The organism is Faecousia intestinalis (assembly GCF_040096185.1).
Classification (GTDB): domain Bacteria; phylum Bacillota; class Clostridia; order Oscillospirales; family Oscillospiraceae; genus JAZOXB01.
This window is the reverse complement of sequence record NZ_JBBMFF010000124.1, coordinates 1-22,302: the sequence shown is the minus strand read 5'-3', so window position 1 is coordinate 22,302 and position 22,302 is coordinate 1. Positions and strand designations below refer to the sequence as shown.

The 22,302-nt window shown below is 62.1% G+C and carries 18 protein-coding genes; 4 read left to right on the top strand and 14 right to left on the bottom strand.

Annotated features, from left to right (window positions below):
• Window positions 1–76 precede the first annotated feature (76 nt).
• The 13 genes from coaD to proS all read right to left on the bottom strand — a co-directional run bounded on the left by coaD (window position 77) and on the right by proS (window position 18,100).
• A complete protein-coding gene (gene coaD / locus WMO66_RS02550; protein WP_349134843.1) occupies window positions 77–562 on the bottom strand; it encodes a pantetheine-phosphate adenylyltransferase in 486 nt (161 codons plus the stop codon).
• A gap of 128 nt (window positions 563–690) precedes the next feature.
• Window positions 691–1,953 (bottom strand): ABC transporter permease, encoded by a 1,263-nt coding sequence (locus WMO66_RS02545; RefSeq protein ID WP_349134842.1) that lies wholly within the window; start codon window positions 1,951–1,953, stop codon window positions 691–693.
• Between the two features lie 14 nt (window positions 1,954–1,967).
• A complete protein-coding gene (locus WMO66_RS02540) occupies window positions 1,968–3,578 on the bottom strand; it encodes an efflux RND transporter periplasmic adaptor subunit (protein ID WP_349134841.1) in 1,611 nt (536 codons plus the stop codon).
• Window positions 3,571–4,263 carry an ABC transporter ATP-binding protein gene (locus WMO66_RS02535; protein WP_349134840.1) on the bottom strand — a complete coding sequence of 231 codons (693 nt, stop codon included), beginning with the start codon at window positions 4,261–4,263 and terminating at the stop codon, window positions 3,571–3,573. Before WMO66_RS02535 ends, WMO66_RS02540 begins: the two co-directional genes overlap by 8 nt.
• Window positions 4,253–5,581, bottom strand: a complete 1,329-nt coding sequence (locus WMO66_RS02530) for an efflux RND transporter periplasmic adaptor subunit (RefSeq protein WP_349134839.1) — start codon at window positions 5,579–5,581, stop codon at window positions 4,253–4,255. Before WMO66_RS02530 ends, WMO66_RS02535 begins: the two co-directional genes overlap by 11 nt.
• A 154-nt stretch (window positions 5,582–5,735) precedes the next feature.
• Window positions 5,736–6,560, bottom strand: a complete 825-nt coding sequence (locus WMO66_RS02525; RefSeq protein WP_349134838.1) for a P-loop NTPase — start codon at window positions 6,558–6,560, stop codon at window positions 5,736–5,738.
• A gap of 235 nt (window positions 6,561–6,795) precedes the next feature.
• The gene (locus tag WMO66_RS02520; protein ID WP_349134837.1) at window positions 6,796–8,673 is read right to left on the bottom strand and encodes an ABC-F family ATP-binding cassette domain-containing protein; all 1,878 of its coding nucleotides are present in this window, start codon (window positions 8,671–8,673) and stop codon (window positions 6,796–6,798) included.
• Window positions 8,670–9,254, bottom strand: a complete 585-nt coding sequence (locus WMO66_RS02515) for a ribonuclease M5 (protein WP_349134836.1) — start codon at window positions 9,252–9,254, stop codon at window positions 8,670–8,672. Before WMO66_RS02515 ends, WMO66_RS02520 begins: the two co-directional genes overlap by 4 nt.
• Complete coding sequence (gene holA, locus WMO66_RS02510; RefSeq protein ID WP_349134835.1) at window positions 9,247–10,284, bottom strand: DNA polymerase III subunit delta; 1,038 nt, start codon at window positions 10,282–10,284, stop codon at window positions 9,247–9,249. The genes WMO66_RS02515 and holA overlap by 8 nt, the downstream gene beginning before the upstream one ends.
• 4 nt (window positions 10,285–10,288) lie before the next feature.
• Window positions 10,289–12,511, bottom strand: coding sequence for a DNA internalization-related competence protein ComEC/Rec2 (locus WMO66_RS02505; protein ID WP_349134834.1), 2,223 nt, complete (start codon window positions 12,509–12,511; stop codon window positions 10,289–10,291).
• Window positions 12,512–12,585: 74 nt separating this feature from the next.
• Window positions 12,586–12,924 carry a histidine triad nucleotide-binding protein gene (locus tag WMO66_RS02500; protein WP_349134833.1) on the bottom strand — a complete coding sequence of 113 codons (339 nt, stop codon included), beginning with the start codon at window positions 12,922–12,924 and terminating at the stop codon, window positions 12,586–12,588.
• Between the two features lie 16 nt (window positions 12,925–12,940).
• On the bottom strand, window positions 12,941–15,580 hold the full coding sequence (gene alaS / locus WMO66_RS02495) for an alanine--tRNA ligase (RefSeq protein WP_349134832.1): 2,640 nt from the start codon (window positions 15,578–15,580) through the stop codon (window positions 12,941–12,943).
• Window positions 15,581–16,663: 1,083 nt separating this feature from the next.
• Window positions 16,664–18,100 carry a proline--tRNA ligase gene (proS, locus tag WMO66_RS02490; protein ID WP_349134831.1) on the bottom strand — a complete coding sequence of 479 codons (1,437 nt, stop codon included), beginning with the start codon at window positions 18,098–18,100 and terminating at the stop codon, window positions 16,664–16,666.
• A 156-nt stretch (window positions 18,101–18,256) separates the two neighbouring features.
• Between proS and WMO66_RS02485 the strand changes: the two genes are divergently transcribed.
• From WMO66_RS02485 to ychF, 3 genes are all read left to right on the top strand, one after another.
• Window positions 18,257–18,406, top strand: a complete 150-nt coding sequence (locus tag WMO66_RS02485) for a hypothetical protein (protein ID WP_349134830.1) — start codon at window positions 18,257–18,259, stop codon at window positions 18,404–18,406.
• A gap of 166 nt (window positions 18,407–18,572) precedes the next feature.
• Window positions 18,573–19,790 carry an L-serine ammonia-lyase, iron-sulfur-dependent, subunit alpha gene (locus WMO66_RS02480; protein WP_349134829.1) on the top strand — a complete coding sequence of 406 codons (1,218 nt, stop codon included), beginning with the start codon at window positions 18,573–18,575 and terminating at the stop codon, window positions 19,788–19,790.
• 74 nt (window positions 19,791–19,864) lie between these two features.
• Window positions 19,865–20,962 carry a redox-regulated ATPase YchF gene (gene ychF, locus WMO66_RS02475; protein ID WP_349134827.1) on the top strand — a complete coding sequence of 366 codons (1,098 nt, stop codon included), beginning with the start codon at window positions 19,865–19,867 and terminating at the stop codon, window positions 20,960–20,962.
• 265 nt (window positions 20,963–21,227) lie between these two features.
• Here ychF and WMO66_RS02470 read toward each other — a convergent pair whose 3' ends face one another.
• Entirely contained in the window at window positions 21,228–22,037 is an 810-nt protein-coding gene (locus WMO66_RS02470) for a hypothetical protein (RefSeq protein WP_349134826.1), read from the bottom strand.
• Window positions 22,038–22,122: 85 nt separating this feature from the next.
• Here WMO66_RS02470 and WMO66_RS02465 point away from each other — a divergent pair.
• On the top strand, window positions 22,123–22,302 hold a 180-nt coding region (locus WMO66_RS02465; RefSeq protein WP_349134824.1), incomplete at its 3' end, for a hypothetical protein.

The following is a 22,302-nucleotide window of genomic DNA, read 5'->3' as shown; positions in this document are numbered from 1 at the left end:
TGCGCCGTCTCATGCAGAATCTGACGCGCCCTCGGCGCTATAAAAAGCTTTTAAAGCTTTTTATCAGATTCTAGTATCAGCGCTCCGTATTTCCATCCGCCAGCAGGGCGGCGATGGCGGGCGGGACATAGCTCGAGACATCCTGCCCGTAGTGGCGCAGCTCCTTGACCATGGAGGACGACACGGCGACGTTATCCGCGCGGAAGTAGACATATTCCAGCGACGGATCGATGAGCTTGTTGACCTCGGCGATGTTTTCCTCGTAGTTGTAGTCCATGTTGTTGCGCAGGCCGCGGACCATATAGCCGATGCCGTGATGCTTCGTATACTCGGCGATGAGGCCGTCGTAGATGCTGACCTCGCAGTTACGGATGCCGCTGTCCGCAAGCGCGCGCTCCATGGCCTCCTGCATGCGGCGGCAGTCAAAGGCGCGCCGCTTCTCAGAATTGACGGCCATGACGATATAGACCCGGTCAAAAATGGCCGAGGCCTTGCGCACGATGTCCATATGGCCGTTGGTAAACGGGTCGAACGACCCGGGATAGACCGCTTTTTTCTCCATGCGTGTTCCCTCTTTTGCAGATATCGCGCCGGGATGCCCGGCACGGTATGATTGTAGCGGAACGGCCCGCAAATTGCAATAGGAAAAAGCAGCCGCCCGAAAAACAGGCGGCTGCATGAGAAAACGCATTATTCGCGGCGAAGGGCCTCGATGGGGTTGAGCTTCGACGCCTTCACGGCCGGGACGAGGCCGAAGATCAGGCCGATGAGGACGGAGAACACCACCGCCACGAGAATGGCGGGGACACTCAGCGCCGTCGGCGTATCCATGAACTTCGAGATGAGCTGCGACATGCCGATGCCGCCCAGCACGCCGAGCAGGCCGCCGATACCGGTCAGCACGGACGCCTCCGTCAGGAACTGCGCCAGAATGCGGCGGCGCTTTGCGCCGATGGCCTTTTTCAGGCCGATCTCCGCCGTGCGCTCCGTGACGGTCACGAGCATGATGTTCATAACGCCCACACCGCCAACGAGCAGGGAGATGCTGGCGATCCAGATGAGCTGGTTGTTCGTCGCGCTGCTCATTTCCTGCAGCTGCTGGGCCTGCTTGAGCAGATCGTCGCTGCGGTAGGAATAGCTGTTGTCGCCCGTGGCTTTGCTGGCGATGATCTGATGGCTCGTCAGATAGTCCGCGACAGCCTTGCCCGCGTCGGTCATGGTGTCGGTCGACGTGGCGCGGACGGCCACGTTCTGCGGCTCGTCGAAGCGGTAGAGCACCGGCCAGACGGACGTCGGCACAAAGGCCAGGCCGCTGGACTCCTGCACATACATCGCATAGTCCTTCACGGAGTCGATCTTCGGCTCGAAGCTGGATTTCAGGCTCACAACGCCGACGACCGTGAACGGCTCGCCGGAGATCTCCACGATCCTGCCGATGGGATCGTCCGAGCCGAAGAGCGTCTGGGCCGCCGTCTCGTCGAGGATGACGTTCTTACTGGCCGAGGCAAAGTCGCGGGCCGTAAAGCCGCGGCCGCTGCGGACCTCATAGCCGTAGACGGAGAAATAGTGATCGTCCACGCCGTAGAGCTTGCCGCTGAAGCCCGTGTTGCGGTAATAGAAGCCATCGACATTCTCACGGCTGCGGTAGATCGTCACATCTGCCACGCCGTCGAGGGCAAGCATTTCGTCGCGCTGCTCGTCCCGCAGGACGCGGATGCCGTCCGGCGTCTGATAGGACATGTCAACGGTCCAGTCATTCTGATAGAGCTGGACATTGACAATATTGCTGCCGGAACCGATGAGATTCTGCTTGATCTGCTCATTCGTGCCCTTGATGGTCGAGATGATCGTGATGATGGAAGCGATACCGATGATGATGCCGAGCATCGTCAGGAACGAGCGGAGCTTATGGCCAAAAACGCCCTGAAATGCAAGCTGGATATTTTCAAACATGCTCTCGCCTCCCGTTAATAGCTGCCGTAGTAGTAGAAATCATCCGAGTCGTCGCTCTCAATGGTCTCTGCATTCTCCTTCACATCCTTCCCGTAGGGGAAGGCGATCCAGTCGTCGACCGTCAGGCCGCTTTTGATCTCCGTATAGCCCCACTGCACGACGCCCGTCGTGACATACTGCTTGTGCAGGAGCTGATCCTCACCGCGGAGATAGACATAGCTGCCGCCTTCATCCTGCCGGATGAAGCGTGTCTCGATACACAGGGCATCCTTGCTGGCCGTCGACGCAGCGTCAAAGTAGACGTCGACCCACTCGTCCTCGCGCAGCGGGCTGTCCGCATCGAGCGCAATGAGCATGGTGTAGAAGCTGACGTTCCGGTTGCCGGACGAGTAATAGGGATTATTGGAGGAGGACACCGGGGTATCGGAGATCTCCGCCACCGTACCGTAGACCTCGCCGTGCTCCCACGACTGGATGCGCATCTGGGTGCCGACCGGATATTTATCGCGGTCAAGCTCCGTCACGCCGGTCTTGACGTAATAACCGCCGCCGCCCGAGACGATCACGACGGGGCTTCCCTCCTGCTTGGCTGTGTCGGGGTCATTCACGCGGAGCACCGTGCCGTCCAGCTTGGACGTTACGATGCCGTTCGCCGCCTCCTGCTTCATGCGCTCCAGCTCGACCTTGTCCATGCGGAGCTTCAGGTCGAGGTCGCGGATTTCCTTCTGCTTCTCGGCGCGCATCTTTGCGATCTCCGCCGCAGTGTATTCGCCGTCATAGTCGACGACCGTGACATCCGGGCTGGCAGAGACATCCGCCGCAGCTGCCCGCAGGGTCTTGTTCTCCTCCTTCACGTCGTCCTGCTCGGGAATGAACACCGTGAAACGGATGGACTGCGTTTCCTCGTCGCGCGTAAGCTTCAGCGGAAGCTCACTGAGCAGCTCGGCGTGCAGGGCATTGCCCTCGCGCACCTGGAACACGACCCACAGCTCCGTTTTTTCGCCGAGGAGCTCTTCAAAATAGGACTGATCATACTGCATATCCGCCGCGCAGAGATAGAACAGCGGAGAGGCCTGCGTGCCCTCGCCGCCCATGAGATAGGGCAGCTCCTCCGGGGCAATGGGAACGGTCGGCTCCGTCGGCTCAGGCGGCTGGGTCGGCTCATCCGTAGGCTCCGGCTCCGTCGGCTCCGTGGGGGGATCCGTCGGCTGCGTCGGCACATAGGGACGCAGGCGGTTGATGTTGGCAAGGTCTTTTTTTGCCTTGTTGAGGTTCAGGTCGTCCTGTTTGACTGCGATCTCCTGCCGCTCGACCTGAATGTCGGAGAGCGTGGTGTCATAGCGGAACAGCGGATCGCCCTTCTTGACGGTCTGACCCTCCTGCACGAGCAGGGCTGTGACGGTCTGCGTATCGGAGGCATAGATCTTCTGCAGGTTATCCGCCGTCACGTTGCCGGACTGCGTGCTCTCGTTCGAGAACCCGCCCATAAACATGGACACGGGCGCGACCTTGACAGGGTCACTGCGGTGTCCAAGGTACCACAGCACGCCCACGACGATCGCCGCGACGAGCAGCAGGCTGACGGCCGAAATTACGATCGCTTTGACACTCTTTTTCTTATGCAAGGCTCTCACCGTCCCTTCTGCCGTCTGACAGGATGCCGTCGCGGATATAATTGATCCGCTTTGCGCGCTCGGCGATCTCCTGCTCATGCGTGATCATGATGATCGTAGAGCCGGCGTCGTTCAGCGCGTCGAAAATATCCATGATCTGGTTGCCCGCAGCAGAGTCCAGCGCGCCGGTCGGCTCGTCCGCCAGCAGCAGCTTCGGACGGCCCACGATGGCGCGCGCAATGGCGACGCGCTGGCACTGACCGCCGGAGAGCTGGTTCGGGCGGAAATTCAGCCGCTGGCCGAGGCCCATCATCTGCAGCGCCTCAATGGCGCGCTCGCGGCGCTCCTTCTTGTTTACACCGGCGTACAGCAGCGGCAGGGCGACATTATCCACAGCCGAGAGCTTCGGCAGCAGATAGAAGCTCTGGAACACAAAGCCGAGCAGGCGGTTGCGGATCTCCGCCAGCTGGTTTTCGTTGGCCTTGGTGACATTCTCGCCCGTCAACAGGTATTCGCCGCTCGTCGGTACGTCAAGGCAGCCGATAAGATTCATGAGCGTCGTCTTGCCGGAGCCGGACGGGCCCATGATGGCGAGATAGTCGCCCTCCTCGACCTGCAGGTTGATGTTTTTCAGAATGCGGACGGTCTCCTTGCCCTGCGGATAATCCTTGCAGATATCCTTCATTTCAACGAGCATAGGTGACTCCTCCCGTCTGAGAAGACTCGCCGTCCTCGCTGCCTGCAGACTCCTCTTCGCCGCCCTCGATGGGGCCAGTGTCCGCGCTGTCGCCGATAGCGCCGCTGTCATCGACGCCGTCGCCGGTCGCGCCGCTGTCATCGACGCCGTCGCTCGGCTCTGCGCTCGGATCCTCCGTCGGCATGGTGTGCGTCGTCGGGTCGCCCTCCTCCATGCCGTCCTCGGGGAAGGCGATGTAATCCTCCGCCGCAAGGCCGTCGAGGATCTCATAGGTATTGTAGGTCTCGTCGAACGTGCCGACGGTGACGGTGCGCTTCTCGAGCTTGCCGTCCTTCTCGGCCCAGACCCAGAAGCCCTCCTCCGCAGAGCCCTGCAGGAATGAGGCGTCGAGCTTCATGGTGTCGGAGACCGTTCCGCCGTCCGACGGCTCGATATAGACGTGCTGACCGAGCATCAGGCCGTCCGTGCTGTCGAGCTCGACATAGAACGGATAGTTGCTGGAGCTGCTCGTGTCATCGGCATTGGAATAGCCGTAGCCATAGGAAACGCCGGCGTTGCCGGAGCTCGGGTTTTCCGTATCGATCTCCGTGATGGTGCCGGACCAGACGGAATCGTCCACACGGGAGCGGATGACAACGGGAACGCCGACAGCGATGTCGCTGCGGTTCAGCTCGTTGATCTTGCCCTTGACACGGTAAGCGCCGTCCTGCACCAGCGTGATGTAGGCTGCGGCATTGCCGCTGCTGTCCGTGCCGTTCTCGTTGATGGCCTGCACCTTGCCGTCCACAGGAGCCGTCACATTCGCGGTGCCGGAGCCGGAGGTCATGGCATCGAGTTCCTTCTGCTTGACGGTGATATTATACTCCGCTTCCTTCTTGTCGGCCTCAAGTGCCTGGATCTGCACGGTGTAGGAGAGCTGCTCCGAGGTGGGCGCGCTCTTCTTTTCCTTCTCGAGCTGGGAGATCTGGGCCGTCAGATCCTTGACGTTGTTCTTCATCTGCTCGATCTCGAGCTTGGCCTTGTCGATGGTGAGCTGCATGTCCTCCATATCATAGGTGAACAGGACCTCGCCGGTCTTGACCTCCTGGCCGACCCCGACATTGAGCTGCTTGACCTTCCGGCTGGAATCGCGTTCGACCTTGATCTCCTTCTGCGCCACAACGATACCGGCGCTGGCATTCGCGCCGCCGAGTGAGCCATAGCCCGTAAGCGCCGCCACAGACTGCACATAAACCGCCGCTTTCACGGAGCCGCAGGCAGACAGCAGCCCGACCGCAAGTACCAGCGCAAGCAGGCAGCAAAGCATTCGTTTCTTCATCGTAGATCCTCCGTTTCTGCGCCGCAATGGCGCTTCCTCTCAGCCAGCCGAAAAAGCCCCTCTGGTTTTTCGCCGGACTGTTTCCTCTATATAGACGGCGCCGGTGCGCCGTTCGTTCCCTTGTATTGGAAAATAATTCCGTGGAAAAGGTGCCTCAGCGCGCGAGGATGGCCTGCAGGGCAGGCTCGAGCTCCGTCGTGTCGAGTGATTCGACACGGCCCGCATCGCAGGCCTCCGCCACGGCGGGGTCGATGGGCAGGCGCGCGAGCACCGGCAGATGATAGGCCTGCGCCGTCTCGTCCAGATGACTCTTGCCGAAGATCTGATGGCACTTGCCGCAGTCCGGGCAGCGGAAATAGCTGTAGTTCTCCACAAGGCCGATGACGGGCACATGCATCATCTCGGCCATGCGCACGGCCTTGGCCACGATCATGGAGACAAGCTCCTGCGGCGAGGTGACGATCACGATGCCGTCCACCGGCAGGGACTGAAAGACCGTCAGGGGCACGTCGCCCGTTCCGGGAGGCATGTCGACGAACAGATAGTCGACATTTTCCCACACGACGTCCGTCCAGAACTGCTTGACCGCGCCCGCGATGATGGGTCCGCGCCAGAGAACAGGGTCATCCTCATGCTCGAGCAGCAGGTTCACGGACATGATCTGGATGCCGCTTTCCGTCACGGCCGGGTAAATGCCCTCCTCATCCGCACTGGCGCATTCGCTGACGCCGAAGGCCTTCGGGATGGACGGGCCGGTGATATCGGCATCCAGCACGCCGGCGCGGCGGCCGGTGCGCTGCATGGCCGTTGCCAGCATGGCAGAAACGGTGCTCTTGCCGACGCCGCCCTTGCCGGACACGACGGCGATGACCTTGCCGATCTTGGACTTCGGATTGGGCTGCGCTTGCAGGCTCTCCGGCTTGCGCTCCGAGCAGGCTTCGCTGCAGCTCGAGCAGTTGCCTCCGCAGGATTCACTCATAATGCAAAAATCTCCTTCTGACCGCTCCGGGGTGTACGGAGCAGATATAGTCATGGTATATTATAGCCGCTGCGGCCCCCGGACACAAGTCCGAAAGCCGCAGAATTCATGAATATTCCATTAAGAAATCGCAAACTGTCAAAAACCTGCCCAGCCGAAAGTTTCGGAGGGAAGAAAAGCGGGAAAGGAAACCATACGAGTGTCCTTTCCCGTTCCACAATCCGGCGTGCAGGCCTCACCCCTGCTCCAGCGCCTGCGCGGCCTCCTCCCAGCGGGCCATCAGGTCCTCCAGCTCCGCCTCGCAGCGCTCCTTTTCCGCCGTCAGGCGCAGCAGCTCCTGATAGTCGCTCGCAGCCCCGGCCAGCGCCTGCTCGAGCTGCGCCGCCTCGTCCTCCTTCGCAGCGATCTCCCGCTCGAGCCTGCGGACGAGCTTTTCCAGCTCCTTGCTGCCGGAGACCGGCTTGGCCTGCTTTTCCTTCTTCGGCTGGGCGGGCCGCTGACGGGCGGCCGCCTCGTGCTCCAGAATGGCGCGGTATTTGGCATAGCCGCACGGGAAGTCGCGGATGGTCCCGTCTGAAAGCTCCCAGACACGGGTGGCGAATTTATCGACAAAATAGCGGTCGTGCGAGACGAAGATCAGCGTGCCCTCGTAGTCCTCGAGGGCGCATTCGATCCATTCGCGCGAGGCGACGTCCAGATGGTTCGTCGGCTCGTCGAGCACGAGCAGATTGATTTTTTCGTCCATGAGCATGCACAGCCGCAGCCGCGACTGCTCGCCGCCGGAGAGCGTGCCGACGGTCTTGAACACGTCCTCGCCGGAGAACAGGAATGCGCCGAGGCGGTCGCGCGCCGTCTGGGGCGTGCAGTTCTTCTCATAGAGCATCGTGTCATAGAGCGTGCGCTCCGGGTGGGCAAAGTGGATGACCTGCGGCAGATAGCCCGACTTGACGGACGGGCCGAACTTGATCTTTCCCTCCGCGGGCAGCTCGCCGAGCAGCACGCGCAGGAACGTCGTCTTGCCGGTGCCGTTGTCGCCGAGCAGGGCGATTCGTTCGCCGCCCCGCACCGTCAGCTCCACACCGGAAAACAGCGTCCGGCCGCCGAACTGCTTGCTGAGATTCTTGACGGTGAGGACTTCGTCGCCGTGGAACTCCTTTTCGCCGAAGCGGGCGCGGAGCGTCTTCTCCTTGGTCGGCCGCTCCGTCTTCTCGATGCGCTCCATGCGGTGCTGGATGGACATGGCGCGGCGGTAGAGCACGCGGTTGTTGATGCCCCAGCCCTTCATGCGCTCGACGGTGAAGCCGAGCTGCTTGAGCCTGGCCTGCTCCTGCTCATACTGCCGGAGCTGATGGTTGAAGCGCTCCTGCTTTTCCTCGAGATAGAAGCTGTAGTTGCCGCTGTAGAACTCGGCCCTGCCCGCAGAGATCTCAATGATGCGCTGCACGACCTGATCAAGGAAATAGCGGTCATGCGAGATCGTCAGGACCGTTCCCTTGAAGTGACGGATGTAGTCCTCCAGCCACTCCACACTGCGCAGGTCCAGATGGTTCGTCGGCTCGTCGAGCAGCAAGATGTCCGTCTTCTCGAGCAGCAGGCGCGCCAGATTCACGCGCGTCTTTTCGCCGCCGGACAGGCGGTCAAATTCGCGGCCGCGCATTTCGGCCGGGATGCCAAGGCCGTTGCAGACCTTGTCGACTTCCGTGTCCTGCTCATAGCCGCCGCCCGTCAGATAGGCGTTGCTCAGGCGGTCATATTCGCTCAGATTCGCTCGGGAAGCATCCTTTTCGAGCGTTTTTTCCAGTTCCTCCATCCGGCGCTTCAGAGAGGCCAGCGCAGCAAAGGCCGTGCGCAGCACATCCTCAACGGAAAATCCGGCCGGATAGACCGGGATCTGGGAGATGAGGCCCAGCTTCTTCCCAGCGGCGATATGGATCTCGCCGGAATCGGGGGACAGCTCCCCCGTCAGCAGGCGGAACAGCGTCGTCTTGCCGCAGCCGTTGCGGCCCATGATGCCGACGCATTCCCCCTCGTGAATGTCAAAGCTCAGTCCGTCCAGCAGGGTCTGGCCGACCTCAAAGGACTTGACCAGCTCGTTTACCGAAATATCGATCATCGCAGTTCTCCATAGCGGTGTTGAAATTCTTCACGCGTCATCAGCAGATTCAGCGCCTGCAGCAGCCCTGCGCTGCCGAGATGCTCCGGCAGGCCAAGCTCCTGCTGCAGCGTGCGGCGGCGCGCCGCGCTGTCCGCGCCGCCGGAAAGCCCGGCGAGATACAGGTCCGTTTTTGTGATGGGGTCCGGCGGCTCCGGCGAATCCTCCGCCTGCGCGCCCGCCCGCCGCAGTGCCTCGAGCAGCACCTCCGGCGGCATGCCCTCCACGCCGAGCTTGCCCTCCTTGCCGGGGACGCGCTTGCGGCGCTCCTTGCCCGGCACATCGGGGATATAGGCGTGCAGCACCTGCTCCGGCGGCAGCGCGCCTTTGAGAAAATTGCGGATGACGAAGCCCGCACCGTCGGAATCCGTTAAAATAATGAGGCCCCGCGCCGCGGCGACCTGCCGCAGAAATCCGAGCAGCCGCCTGTCCTTCATCACGCCGAAGCCATGCGTCTCGATGACGGGCGCATCGACGAGCTGGCACAGGGCATTTTTGTCATAGCGCCCCTCGACGACGATGGCCTGCCGCAGCTTAATCATGGCGGGCCTCCTCGGCGAGCTGCAGGATCAGAAGCTCCAGAATCCGCGCCGGGTCGTCATAGGACGTCTTCATCTGCCGGTCGGCCTCGCAGCACAGCAGCACGGCCTGCGCGCAGAAGCGGTCCGACAGCCGCCGCGCCTGCGCAAAGCACTTGTTGGCCGCAAACGGCGCGACACCGCAGAGCGGGGCAAGGTCCTGCGAGGTCTTCCCGGCCGCCTGCAGGATGCGCGCGGCATGGAGCCTGCGCATATGGCTGCCGACCGCGCCGAGCATGGCGATGGGCTCGGCCCGCAGCTTGAGCATGACGCTCAGGCGCTCGAGTGCACGGTCAAACTCGCGCTGGCCCAGTGCGTCGGTGATCTCAAAGACGACCGCCTCGAGCGTCGGCTCCACAACGGCGTCGATGTCCGCGCGGACAATGTCGTCCGCGCCGGAATAGGCGCAGATCTTTGCGATCTCGGCATCGAGCCGTGTCATGGACGAGCCGCAGCGCTGCAGCAGGTAGCCGCAGAGCGCAGGCGAAATATTCTTTTTCTCCGCACGGAAGTGCCGCACGATCCACGCCGTGAGGTCGCGCTCGGTCTGGTAGGCGAATTCTGCCAGCACGGCGTTTTTCTCCATGGCGTCCCAGAGCTTTTTCTTCCGCTTGTCCGGCTTGAAGTCCGCATAGACGAGTACAAGGCAGGCATAGTCCGGGATGTCGGAAAACAGCGCCGCCAGCTGCGTGCGGTCATCCTCCGGCAGGGCGAACAGATCGACGTCGTCGACCTGGATCATCGTGCGCTCCGCCATCATCGGCAGGGCCTCGAGGCTCTCCGAGAGGACCTGCATCGAAAAATTCTCCGATGTCAGGCGGTGGAAGTTGAAGTCCTCCGTCGGCCCGTCGACGAGCTGCCTGCGCAGCATGGAAAGATAGTAGCGGCGAAGATAGTCCTCCTCGCCGTAGAGCACATAGAAGCTGCCGGGCGTCTTCTGCGCCAGGTCGCCCTTCAGGCGCGCATAGCCGCCGGATTCCGCTTTTTTTGCCATAGCCTTACCTCGTGATCGTAATATCGCCCGCCTGATCCGTGCGGTACACGGCAGCGCCCGCCTCCGTCAGGCGGTCGAGCACGGCCTGCGCGGGATGGCCGTAGGAATTGTCCGCGCCCACGGAAATGACTGCGATCTCCGGCGAAACGGCCTGCAGCAGCTCCGGCGCAGTGGAGCTTGCCGCGCCGTGGTGCCCGACAACGAGCACCTCCACCTGCGGCAGGCTGTGCGTATCGGCCAGCACGCGCTCCGCGGCGGCCGGCATATCGCCCGGGATCAGTATATCATATTCTCCCGCGGACATCAATGCGGCAAGGCCGCAATTGCGCGAGCCGGGCAGGACCGGCGCAAACAGCCGCAGGCTGCCGCCGGAAAAATCAAGCGTCAGGTCCTCCGTGACAAAGACGATCTCCGTGCCGCAGCGCTCCGCCGCAGTCAGGATCGCCTCGCGGCTGTCGCTGTCCTGCTCCGGCAGGAACAGCCGCCTTACCTGCACACGAGCCATGAGCTGCGCGGCCCCGTTGCAGTGGTCCGCATCCAGATGCGTCAGAATGAGGCCGTCGATGGACGTTTCACCGCCCATGCGCAGCTCGCGCGCGGCCGTTTCGCCGGCAGCCTCTCCGCCCTCGCCGCCGCAGTCCACCACAAATGTCGCGCCGCCGCCCCGCAGAACGGTGCACGCGCCCTGCCCGACGTCCAGCGCCGTCATGGAGACGGGGTCCGTCTCCCACAGGGCCGCGCCGAGGATCGCTGCCGTCAGCGTCACGGCAAGGCAGGCCGCAAACACGCCGGGCTGCCTGCGCCGCTGGGCCAGAAAGACCGCAAACATCCCAACCGCAGCGGCGAACCAGACGCACAGGAGTGTCCGGTTGAGATAGACGGCCGCATAGGGAAGCCCGGCCGCCGTGGTGACGATGCCGCGCGCCAGCCGGAGCAGCCACGCTGCTGGCCAAGCCGCAATGCGCCCGAGCGGCAGCCACACAAGGCCCAGCACGGCCGTGATGCACCCGAGCGAGAACGCAAGGCTGAACAGCGGCAGGGCCAGCAGATTCGTCAGCGGAGCGGCCAGTGAGATCGACCGGAAATACCACGCCGCCAGCGGCAGCGTGAAGGCCAGTGCACCGAGCGTGGCCGCAAGCGACGCACAGATCGCGCGCAGCAGCCGCGCCGGGAGCGGATGGCGCTCCCGCAGGGCCGCGACACGCAGCAGGCCCTCCAGCCAGCCCGTCAAGCCGCCGGAAAACAGCTGCAGGCCCGCCACGGCGGCAAACGACAGCTGCAGGCCGACGTTTGCAATGGCGCGCGGATTCGGCAGGAGCAGCAGAAGCAGGGCGAAGCACAGGGACGTCGGCCCGTCGTTCTCGCGCCCGAGCAGCGGTGCGAGCAGCAGCACGGCATTCATGACCACGGCGCGCGTGACGGAGGGCCGAAAGCCCAGCATGGCAGCAAAGAAGACCATCACCGTAATGCCGACGCCCGCCGTCAGCCGCCTGCGCCGCAGACACAGCAGGCGCACCACGCCGAGCAGCAGCGTCACATGCATGCCGGAGACCGCCACGATATGGGAGATGCCCGCGTCGGACATGGCCGTCTGCAGGGCATAGGGCAGGCCGGACGTGTCGCCCGTCACCAGCGCGTTGGCAAGCGGCGCGGCGTCGGCCGGAAAGCAATTCGTGATCGTGCGCTGCACGGCCAGCAGGGCCCGCTGCGGCGCATAGCGCAGCGGCACCCGCGCCGGGTGCTCCCACTCGGCCTCGCCGCGGACAAAGCCGAGCAGGAGAATGTCATTGGACGCCAGATACAGGGAATTCCCTGTCTCCGTCACATCCGCCGTGACGCGCACGCGGTCGCCAAGGGCGGCATCCTCCGGCGCATTGCGGAGGTAGAGCTGCATACGGTTCCCCTGCAGCAGGGTAACGCAGCGGTAGCCGTATTGTGTCCTTTCCGGCAAGCTGCAGACCTCGGCCTCGATGGTCTGCCCCTCGCCGCAGAGGGCGCGGACGGACACGAGCCGCCCGGCATCCGCCCAGCACCAGAGAAACCCGGCCGCAAGGCCGAGGGCGATCGTGCGCACGCGCCGGACCGGGTCGCCGTGCAGAAGCAGAAGCGCCGCGGCAAGGGCCGCGAGGCACAGACCGGGCAGCCAGCCCCACGCAGCCGGGAGCGCATAGGCGCACAGCGCGGCTGCCGCCGCAAACGCCGCGGAGAACATCGCGAGAATGCGCATGGTCCGCCCTCCCTTCCGCCGAAAAAACCGGGGCGGGCTATTGCCCGCCCCAGGTGAGGTATTCTGGTCTCTTATCAGTTGAAGGACCCAAGCGTCTTGCCGCCGAGCACATGGAAATGCAGGTGCTTTACGGTCTGACCGGCGTCCTCGCCGCAGTTCGTCACGACACGGAAGCCGTCGGCAAAGCCGAGCTCCTTCGTGAGCTTCGCAATGACGGCGAAGATGTGACCGACGAGCGCGGCCTGCTCCTCGCCCAGCTCTGCGGCCGAGGCGATGTGGGCCTTCGGAATAACAAGGAAATGCTGCGGTGCCAGCGGCTGGATGTCATAAAACGCCAGGCACTGTTCGTCCTCATACAGCTTCTTCGAGGGGATCTCGCCTGCCAAAATGCGGCAGAAAATGCAGTCGTTCATCATTTTCCTCCCAGATTTACGCCAGATGCGTGGTGACAAAATCATCCACGCCCGCCAGCGCGTCGTCCAGCTTCAGCAGGTCGCGGCCGCCGCCCATGGCGGAATCGGGCTTGCCTCCACCGGAGCCGCCGCAGGCTGCGGAAACCTCTTTGATGAGCTGACCGGCCTTGATGCCGCGGCCGACCGCGTTCTTGCCGCAGACGGCAAGCAGCGTGATCTTTTCGCCCTGCGTGCTGGCCAGCACGGCAACGGCGTCCGGCTCACGGTCACGGATCTGGTCGCCCATCTTGCGCAGGTCGTTCGGCGCGATGTCATTGCGCATGACGGTCAGAACCTTCAGGCCGCCGACCTCACGCGCCGCAAACAGGCAGCGGTCGATCTCGCCGCTGAACAGCTTGTCCTTCATGGCGTCCAGACGCTGCTTGAGCTCCTTGACCTCGCTGACCATGGCGTGGGCGCGCTGCATGAGCTCCTTCGGCGTCGTCTTCAGCTCGTGGGCGATATCCAGCAGCAGGCGGCTCATCTGCTCCGTCTGGCGCAGGACCTCCTTGCCGGTATAGGCCTCGATGCGGCGCACGCCGGAGGCAACGGAGGCCTCGGACAGGATGCGGAACGGGCCGACCTTTGCGGTGTTGTCCAGATGCGTGCCGCCGCAGAACTCCAGTGAATCCTCGCCCATCTTCACGACGCGCACGGTCTCGCCGTACTTCTCGCCGAACAGGGCCGTTGCGCCGAGCTTCTGTGCCTCGGCGATCGGCAGGACCATCGTCTCGACCGGCTCACCGCGCAGCACCATCTCGGAGACCTGATTACCGATCTCCACCAGCTCCTCCGGCGTGACGGCGGAGAAGTGCGTGAAGTCAAAGCGCAGGTGATCCGGCTCCACAAGAGAACCGGCCTGATGGCAATGCTCGCCGAGCACGCGCAACAGCGCGGCCTGCAGCAGATGTGTGGCCGTATGAGCGCGGCGGATAGCGGCGCGGCGCTCAGGATCGATCATGATCTTGCAGGCTTCGCCCAGTTTGATCGTGCCGCTCACGACGCGGCCGTAGTGCATGAATTTACCGCCCTTGTTCTTCTGCACGTCCGTGACCTCGAACACACCGTCCGGGCCGGTGATCGTGCCGTGGTCGGCGACCTGACCGCCCATCTCGGCGTACATCGTCGTCCGGTCGAGCACCACGATGGCCTCGACGCCTGCGGCGATCTCGCTGCGGGACTCGTCCTCTGCCACGATGGCGAGCACGGTGCCCTCGGTCTCGTTTTTGTCATAGCCGACGAACTGCGTCTCGGGAATATCCTGACCGAAGTCGATGCCGGCCCAGCCGAGGTCGCCGAGGGCCTTGCGCGCCTCGCGCGCGCGGACCTTCTGCTCCTGCATGAGCTTCCGGAAGGCCTCGAGATCGACCTCCATGCCCTCCTCGCGCGCCATCTCGACCGTCAGGTCGATCGGGAAGCCGTAGGTGTCATAGAGCTTGAAGGCATCTGCGCCGGAGAAGACGGATTCGTTGTTTTCCTTATGCTGCGCCAGCATCTCGGAGAAAATGCGCATGCCGCCGTCGATCGTGCGGGCGAAGTTCTCCTCCTCTACGCGGACGACGCGGGTGATATAGGCGGCGCGCTCGCGCAGGTCGGGATAGTGGCCCTCGTTCTCGTGGATGACCGTCTCAACAACATCACACAGGAACGGATGGTCCACGCCGAGCAGCTTGCCGTGGCGGGCAGCGCGGCGGAGCAGGCGGCGCAGCACATAGCCGCGGCCCTCATTCGAGGGCAGCACGCCGTCGGAGATCATAAAGACGGAAGCGCGGATATGATCCGTGATAACGCGCAGCGAGACGTCCTTCTCGTGGCTCATGCCATAGTGCGCGCCGGTGATCTCCGTGACCTTGTGGGTGATGTTCATGACGGTGTCGACATCGAACAGGGAGTCAACGTCCTGGCAGGCAACGGCAAGACGCTCGAGGCCCATGCCGGTGTCGATGTTCTTCTGGACGAGGTCGGTATAGTTGCCGTGGCCGTCGTTGTCAAACTGGGAGAAGACGTTGTTCCAGATCTCCATATAGCGGTCGCAGTCGCAGCCGACGGTGCAGCCGGGCTTGCCGCAGCCGTACTTCTCGCCGCGGTCATAATAGACCTCGGAGCAGGGGCCGCACGGGCCGGAGCCATGCTCCCAGAAGTTGTCCTCCTTGCCGAAGCGGAAAATGCGGTCGGCCGGGATGCCGATCTCCTTGTTCCAGATCTCGAACGCCTCGTCGTCGTTCTCATAGATGGACGGATACAGGCGGTCCTCCTCGAGGCCGCAGACCTTCGTCAGGAATTCCCAGCACCAGGCAATGGCCTCATGCTTGAAATAGTCGCCGAATGAGAAGTTGCCCAGCATCTCGAAATAGGTGCCGTGGCGCGCCGTGTGGCCGATGTTGTCGATATCGCCGGTACGGATGCACTTCTGGCAGGTGCAGACACGGCGGCGGGGCGGCGTGACCTCGCCCTTGAAATAGGGCTTCATCGGCGCCATGCCGGAGTTGATCAGCAGCAGAGACGCATCGTTCTGCGGGATCAGAGAAAAGCTGGGCAGGCGCAGATGGCCCTTGCTCTCGAAGAACGAGAGGAACATCTCGCGCAGCTCATTGACGCCATACTTTTTTGTGGCCATGGGAATCATCCTCCTGAAAATACTCGGGAAGCGCTGAATCAATCGTCAAGAGCTGACAGCTGGAGATTTTGTCTCAGGCGAAAGTTTGGGAAACGGAGGAATACTGGATGTATTTCCCGTTTTCCAAACTGTACGGATGGGGCAAAAGATTCGCTGCTCAGCCGCAGACGATTTGTTCAGAGATTCCCTCGGAATAAAAAGCAGACCCCACCCCCGGATATAGGGGCGAGGCTTCTCGCGGTACCACCCTAATTACCGCAGCGCGGCATCTTAGTCATCGGATAACGGGGATGGGCCGTCCCGCTCGTCGCGGGCCGCTCGGAAGTGGCGGTCTGCAGCATCGGCCGCAGGGCTTGCACTCTCCCCTGCTCGCTGACGGTTCTGCCGCAGATTGGCTTCTTCAACGCGAATTTTCACGATTCTTGGACTATTCTATCAGCGGACGCGTGATTTGTCAACCATTTTTCGCGCCGGTACGGCCCGCCCGCTTAATACAAACTTAATTTCTTCTGGCTTATATTTTTAATATCTCCGGGGTACAATAATACCAGAAGCGTTGAGTTAATCTTTTTCATTTTCCCCCTCTTACTTTAAACCGGGAGTTGCAGGTAAGCCAGCCACTTGCCTGCAATTCTTTTTGGGATTCTTCCCCAAAAATCCCAGGCTAAACCAGACCGGCTGCCCGTCCTAGGCATGGGAGCCGTCAACTTCAAATAAACTTAATATTTTCTTGGTTTTCTTCTTAATAATTCCCGGATATAATATAGACACTAAGTGTGATGCATTTTCTTTTCTTTCTTTTTTCATTTTTCCCTCCTTTTTCAAACCGCCCGCAGCAGGAAGCCCCTGCTGCGGGCGGTTTGCATTTGACAGAGAACTCCCAGTCGTGTCATTCCGAGGAGCGAAGCGACGTGGGAATCTCAGGGAAAATGCTTCACAGGCATTCCGGACTGTTGAAAAACCAGTCCAGCCCCAAATTTCGGAGGGAAGGATGCTGAGATCGCCCGTCTTTGACGGGCGATTCGTGCGCGCAGCGGACTGAGATCCCATTGTTGAAAAAGTCCTTTGGACTTTTTCAACAGCTCAATAGGCAACGCCCCAGTAGATCATCTTCTTGGCAGGCTTGCCGCAGATGGCGCAGGTATCGCCAAGATGCTGCTGCGCAAACGGGATGCAGCGGCTCGTCATACCGGCCTCCTCCTTCATGCGGATCTCGCAGGCCTCGTCGCCGCACCACATCGTGCGGATGAAACCGCCGTGCTCCTGCTGCAGGCGCTTGGCCTCCTCGAGCGTGAAGGCATCGTAGATATTCTCGTCAAGGTTGCGCTTTGCCTTGGCATACATGCCGTCATGCACGGCATCCATGAGCGTGTTGGCGGATTCGACCAGGGAGTCGAGCGAGACGAAGCTCTTTTCGCCGTTGTCGCGGCGGACGAGCACGCACTGGTTCTGCTCGATGTCCTTCGGGCCGAGCTCCAGGCGGAGCGGCACGCCCTTCATCTCATATTCCGCGAACTTCCAGCCGGGGCTCTGCTCGGACTCGTCGAGCTTCACGCGAAGGCCGGCCGCGCGCAGCGTCTCGGCGACGGCACGCGCCTTCTCGAGCACACCCTCCTTGTGCATGGCGATCGGGATGATGACGATCTGCACCGGCGCGATCTTCGGCGGCAGGACGAGGCCGCTGTTGTCGCCGTGGGTCATGATGATGCCGCCGATCAGACGCGTGGAGACGCCCCAGGACGTCTGGAAGGGGTTGACCTTCTGGTTGTTCTTATCCGTATAGAAAATGTCGAACGCCTTGGCAAAGCCGTCGCCGAAGAAGTGGGACGTGCCCGCCTGCAGGGCCTTGCGGTCGTGCATCATGCACTCGATCGTATAGGTCGCCTCGGCGCCGTTGAACTTTTCCTTGTCGGTCTTCTGGCCGCGCGTGACCGGCATGGCCAGCACGTTCTCGCAGAAGTCGGCATACACATTGAGCATGCGCTCTGTCTCCTCGCGGGCCTCCTCGGCTGTGGCGTGCATGGTGTGGCCCTCCTGCCAGAGGAACTCGCGGTGGCGCAGGAACGGACGGCTCGTCTTTTCCCAGCGCAGCACGCTGCACCACTGGTTGTACATCTTCGGCAGATCGCGCCAGGAGTGGATGATGTCGTGGAAGTGCTCGCAGAACAGCGTCTCGGACGTCGGGCGGATACAGTAGCGCTCCTCGAGCTTCTCACTGCCGCCCATCGTGACCCACGCGCACTCCGGCGCGAAGCCCTCGACGTGGTCCTTTTCCTTCTGCAGCAGGGATTCCGGGATCAGCATCGGCATATAGACGTTCTCTGCGCCGGTCTTCTTGAATTCCGCATCCATCAGATGCTGGATATTTTCCCAAATGGCATAGCCGTACGGACGGTAGATAAACATGCCCTTGATCGAGGAATAGTCGATCAGCTCTGCCTTTTTGCAGACATCCGTGTACCACTGGGCAAAATCGACCTCCATATCGGTGATCTGTTCAACTTTCTTTTCTTTGGCCATAGCCTGCCTCATCCTTTCGAAGCTGCCGCAGCGCGCCGGAAGACGCCGTTGCGCAGCGATACCAATATACCATAATAATTTAACCCATTTTCACACGCCTGTCAAGCCTCAGCATACTATGGAGCAGGATTCTTTCCCCGAAGGAGGCCGTTTCCCTTGCGACTCACCATTGACCTTGACGCGGCGGCCGCCGCCTTCTATACCCGCGTGGCGGAGAGCGCCCGGCTCCCGCTGGAGACCGTTGTGGCAGACGCCCTGTTCAAGCTGGCGGGCGAGCTTTCCCTCGAAGCGCTCCGCAAGCCCTGACCGCCGTCCCGTTCCCGGATATCACGATTCGGGAACGGGGCATTTTTTCCACCTTTTGAGGCGGTTTTTCGCGGTTTTTATCCCCTTGTCGAATCCGGCCGGGATTGTTTTTTCCACGGCAGAATGCTATAATATCCGGGATCACAGAAATATGGAGGGATCCCGGATGAAATCGATCCGCGACGTTTATAAGATCGGCAAGGGGCCGTCCAGCTCCCACACCATGGGGCCGGAGCGCGCCGCCAGACTTTTCCTGAGCAAATATCCCGACGCGGAGACCTACCGTGTCGTGCTTTACGGTTCGCTGTCCAAGACGGGGCGCGGCCACGGCACGGACCGCGTGCTCTATGAAGTGCTCGGCCGCGAGCGGACGGAGGTCGTCTTCTCGGAGGAGACGCCGCACAGCCTGCCGCACCCGAACACGCTGGACTTCTTTGCCTGCCGCGAAGGCAAGCCCTACGCCACCATGCGCGTGGCCTCCATCGGCGGCGGCGACATCCGCATCGAGGGGCAGGATGCGCCGCAGGAGCAGGATGAGGTCTATCCCGAAAATTCCTTTGCGGAGATCGCGCAGTTCTGCCGCTGGCGCTACATCTCGCTGAGCGAATATGTGGAGCTGAACGAGGGCCCCGGCATCTGGGACTTTCTCGCGGAGGTCTGGCAGACGATGAAGCAGGCCGTTGCCGACGGTCTGGCCGCCGAGGGCACGCTGCCGGGCGGCCTGAACGTGGAGCGCAAGGCCAAGCGCCTCTATGCGCAGAGCAAGGAAAATGAGCGCCCGCAGGTGCGCGAGCTGCGCATCGTGTGTGCCTATGCCTTTGCCGTTTCGGAGCAGAACGCCGACAACGGCACCATCGTCACCGCGCCGACCTGCGGCTCCGCAGGCGTGCTGCCCGCCGTGCTGCTGTACATGCAGAGAACGCACAATATCCCAGATGCGCAGGTCCTGCGCGCGCTGGCCGTCGCCGGCCTGTTCGGCGCTCTCGTCAAGCGCAACGGCTCCATCTCCGGCGCGGAATGCGGCTGTCAGGCAGAGATCGGCACGGCCTGCTCCATGGCCGCCGCCGCGCTGTGCGCTCTGATGGGTCTGAGCATCGAGGAGACGGAATACGCCGCCGAGATCGCCATGGAGCACCACCTCGGCCTGACGTGCGACCCGATCTGCGGCCTTGTCCAGATCCCGTGTATCGAGCGCAACGCCGTGGCCGCCAAGCGCGCCATGGATGCCTTCAACCTGTCCGGCCTGCTGTGCGGCTCGCGCAACATCAGCTTCGACATGGTCGTGCGCACGATGAAGGAGACCGGCCTGCACATCAGCGCAAAATACCGCGAGACCTCCGAAGGCGGCCTTGCAAAGCTCTATGACCGCCGCGCCGCAAACTGATATTTTGGGCTTGTGAGAGCCGCGCGTTTCTGCTATAATAGATATACTCGAAATAAGAGGAGAGATCAGCATCCATGAAACTTGGTATCGTCGGACTGCCGAACGTCGGCAAGTCCACGCTGTTCAACGCGATCACAAATGCGGGCATTCCCGCCGATAACTACGCCTTCTGCACCATCGATCCGAACGTCGGCGTCGTGGCCGTGCCGGATGCGCGTCTGGAGTGGCTGCGCGACCTGCATCAGCCGAAGAAATTCACGCCCGCCACGATCGAATTCGTCGACATTGCAGGCCTTGTCAAGGGCGCGTCCAAGGGTGAGGGCCTCGGCAACAAGTTCCTTTCGAACATCCGCACGACGGACGCCATCATCCACGTCGTGCGCTGCTTTGACGACCCGAACGTCACCCATGTCGAGGGCAGCACAGACCCGCTGCGCGACATCGACATCATCAACCTCGAGCTCATCCTCGCCGATGCCGAAATGTGCGAGCGCCGCATGGACAAGGCCCAGAAGGCCGCCAAGGGCGGCGACAAGCGCTTCCTGCGCGAGGCGGAGGTCTTCTCTGCCCTGCTCGAGCACCTGAACGAGGGCAAGCTTGCCCGCACGTTCGAATGCTCCGACGACGACCGCGCCCTCATCGCCACATCTGACCTGCTGACGCTCAAGCGGACGATCTATGCCGCGAACGTCTCGGAGGACGCCGTGAACGATCCGGAGTCCGTGCCGTACTTCCAGCAGGTCAAGAAGCTGGCCGACGAGGAGGGCTCCCTTGCCCTGCCGATCTGCGCCAAGCTGGAGGCGGACATCGCCGAGCTGGACGACCCGGACGAAAAGGCCATGTTCATGGAAGAGCTGGGCCTGAAGCAGTCCGGCCTCGACCGTCTGATCCAGGCGAGCTATGAGCTGCTCGGCCTCATCTCGTTCCTGACGGCCGGCAGCGACGAATGCCGTGCCTGGACGATCAAAAAGGGCACCCGCGCCCCGCAGGCCGCCGGTAAGATCCACAGTGACTTTGAGCGCGGCTTCATCCGCGCGGAGGTCATCGCCTTCGACGATCTGAAGGCCTGCGGCACCATGGCAGCTGCAAAGGCAAAGGGCCTTGTCCGCAGTGAAGGCAAGGAGTATGTCATGAAGGACGGCGACATCGTCAACTTCCTCTTCAACGTTTGAGTCCCGTATAAAACGGACCGGGTCGGAGATACCGACCCGGTCCGTTTTTTATATACATACTCTGCGAGCGCAGACTGTCAAAAAACCTGCCCAGCCAAAAGCTTCGGAGGGAAGGATAGTGTGAAAGGAAACCGTCAGGGTGTCCTTTCGCGTTCAATAACCCGCCGCAGCGGCAGAATTGCAAAATCATGATACAAAAATTGATTTTGCAATTCTGGAAGCAGCTTGGCAGGAAAGTCCGAAGGGACTTTTTTGACAAGCTGCGTCACTCTGCGAGCGGATAGGCGAACGTCTCGACCTGTGCAATGTCCGCAGATTTGACCTCCGGCGGGAGCATCTCGCTGCTCATGCCGAACGTCGTCTCCGCGCCGGCCTCTAGCGGGCTGCCCAGCACGGCGTAGACCACGCCGAGCGGCTTTTCCGACTCGTCAAGCAGCACGGCCGCCACGCAGACGAGGCTGCCCTGCTCCGCCGTGTCGTTGCGGATGCGGCCCGTCAACTCCACGCCGCCGTAGACGGAATCCTTCAGATTGACATCCGAGACGGCATAGCGCACGCCGCTCTGCTCCGCCGCGCGGATGGATGCTGCGAGGGCGTCGCCGTCATACTGCACGGCAAGCTCGCCCGTCTGGGCCGTATCGACAGTGAACTCATCATAATACCAGCCCTTTTCGCCCGGCTCGATCGTCTGCGGATAAGCGGAGACGCCCTTGCGGACGGCAAGTTCCGTTCCGTCCGGCGTGCAGACCGTCCAGTCCGCTGCGCCGAGCGTCAGCGGCTCCGAGCCGGTGTTTGTGACCTCGGCCAGCAGCTGTACCCACACCTCGCCGGAGCCGTGCGTGTCGGCCTGCGCGTGGGCATAGGTCACGGTGAACGGGCCTTCCTCCTCCGTGGGCTGCGACGGCTCCGTGGCGGGCTCCGTCTGGGAGGGCTCCGTCGGAGCGTCGGTCGCCGGTTCGGTCGGGGCCTGCGTGGCAGGCTCGGTCTGGGACGGCTCCGTGGGGGAAACGCCCTTCGAGCAGGCGGCAAGCAGAAGCAGGCTCAGCGCCAGCAGAACCGCAAATATCCGTTTCATAGGTTTGTTCTCCTTTGTCCATGGTTTCTAACAGGGTATCCCCTGCGCTATTCTTCTTGCCCTATTTGACGAAACGGATGCGGAAATGTTCCGCATCCGTGAGCTTGTCAAAAAAGTGTTTTTGACAAGCTCTCAAACGAGACCCGTTTCACTGGGCTCTCGTTTGAAAGGGCTGCGGCTCGCGGCATCGCACGAAGGGCACGCCCTTCGCACGTTTGCGAGCCGAGCGGTATTTTCTCCGACGTACACGCCGCCGGAGAAAATG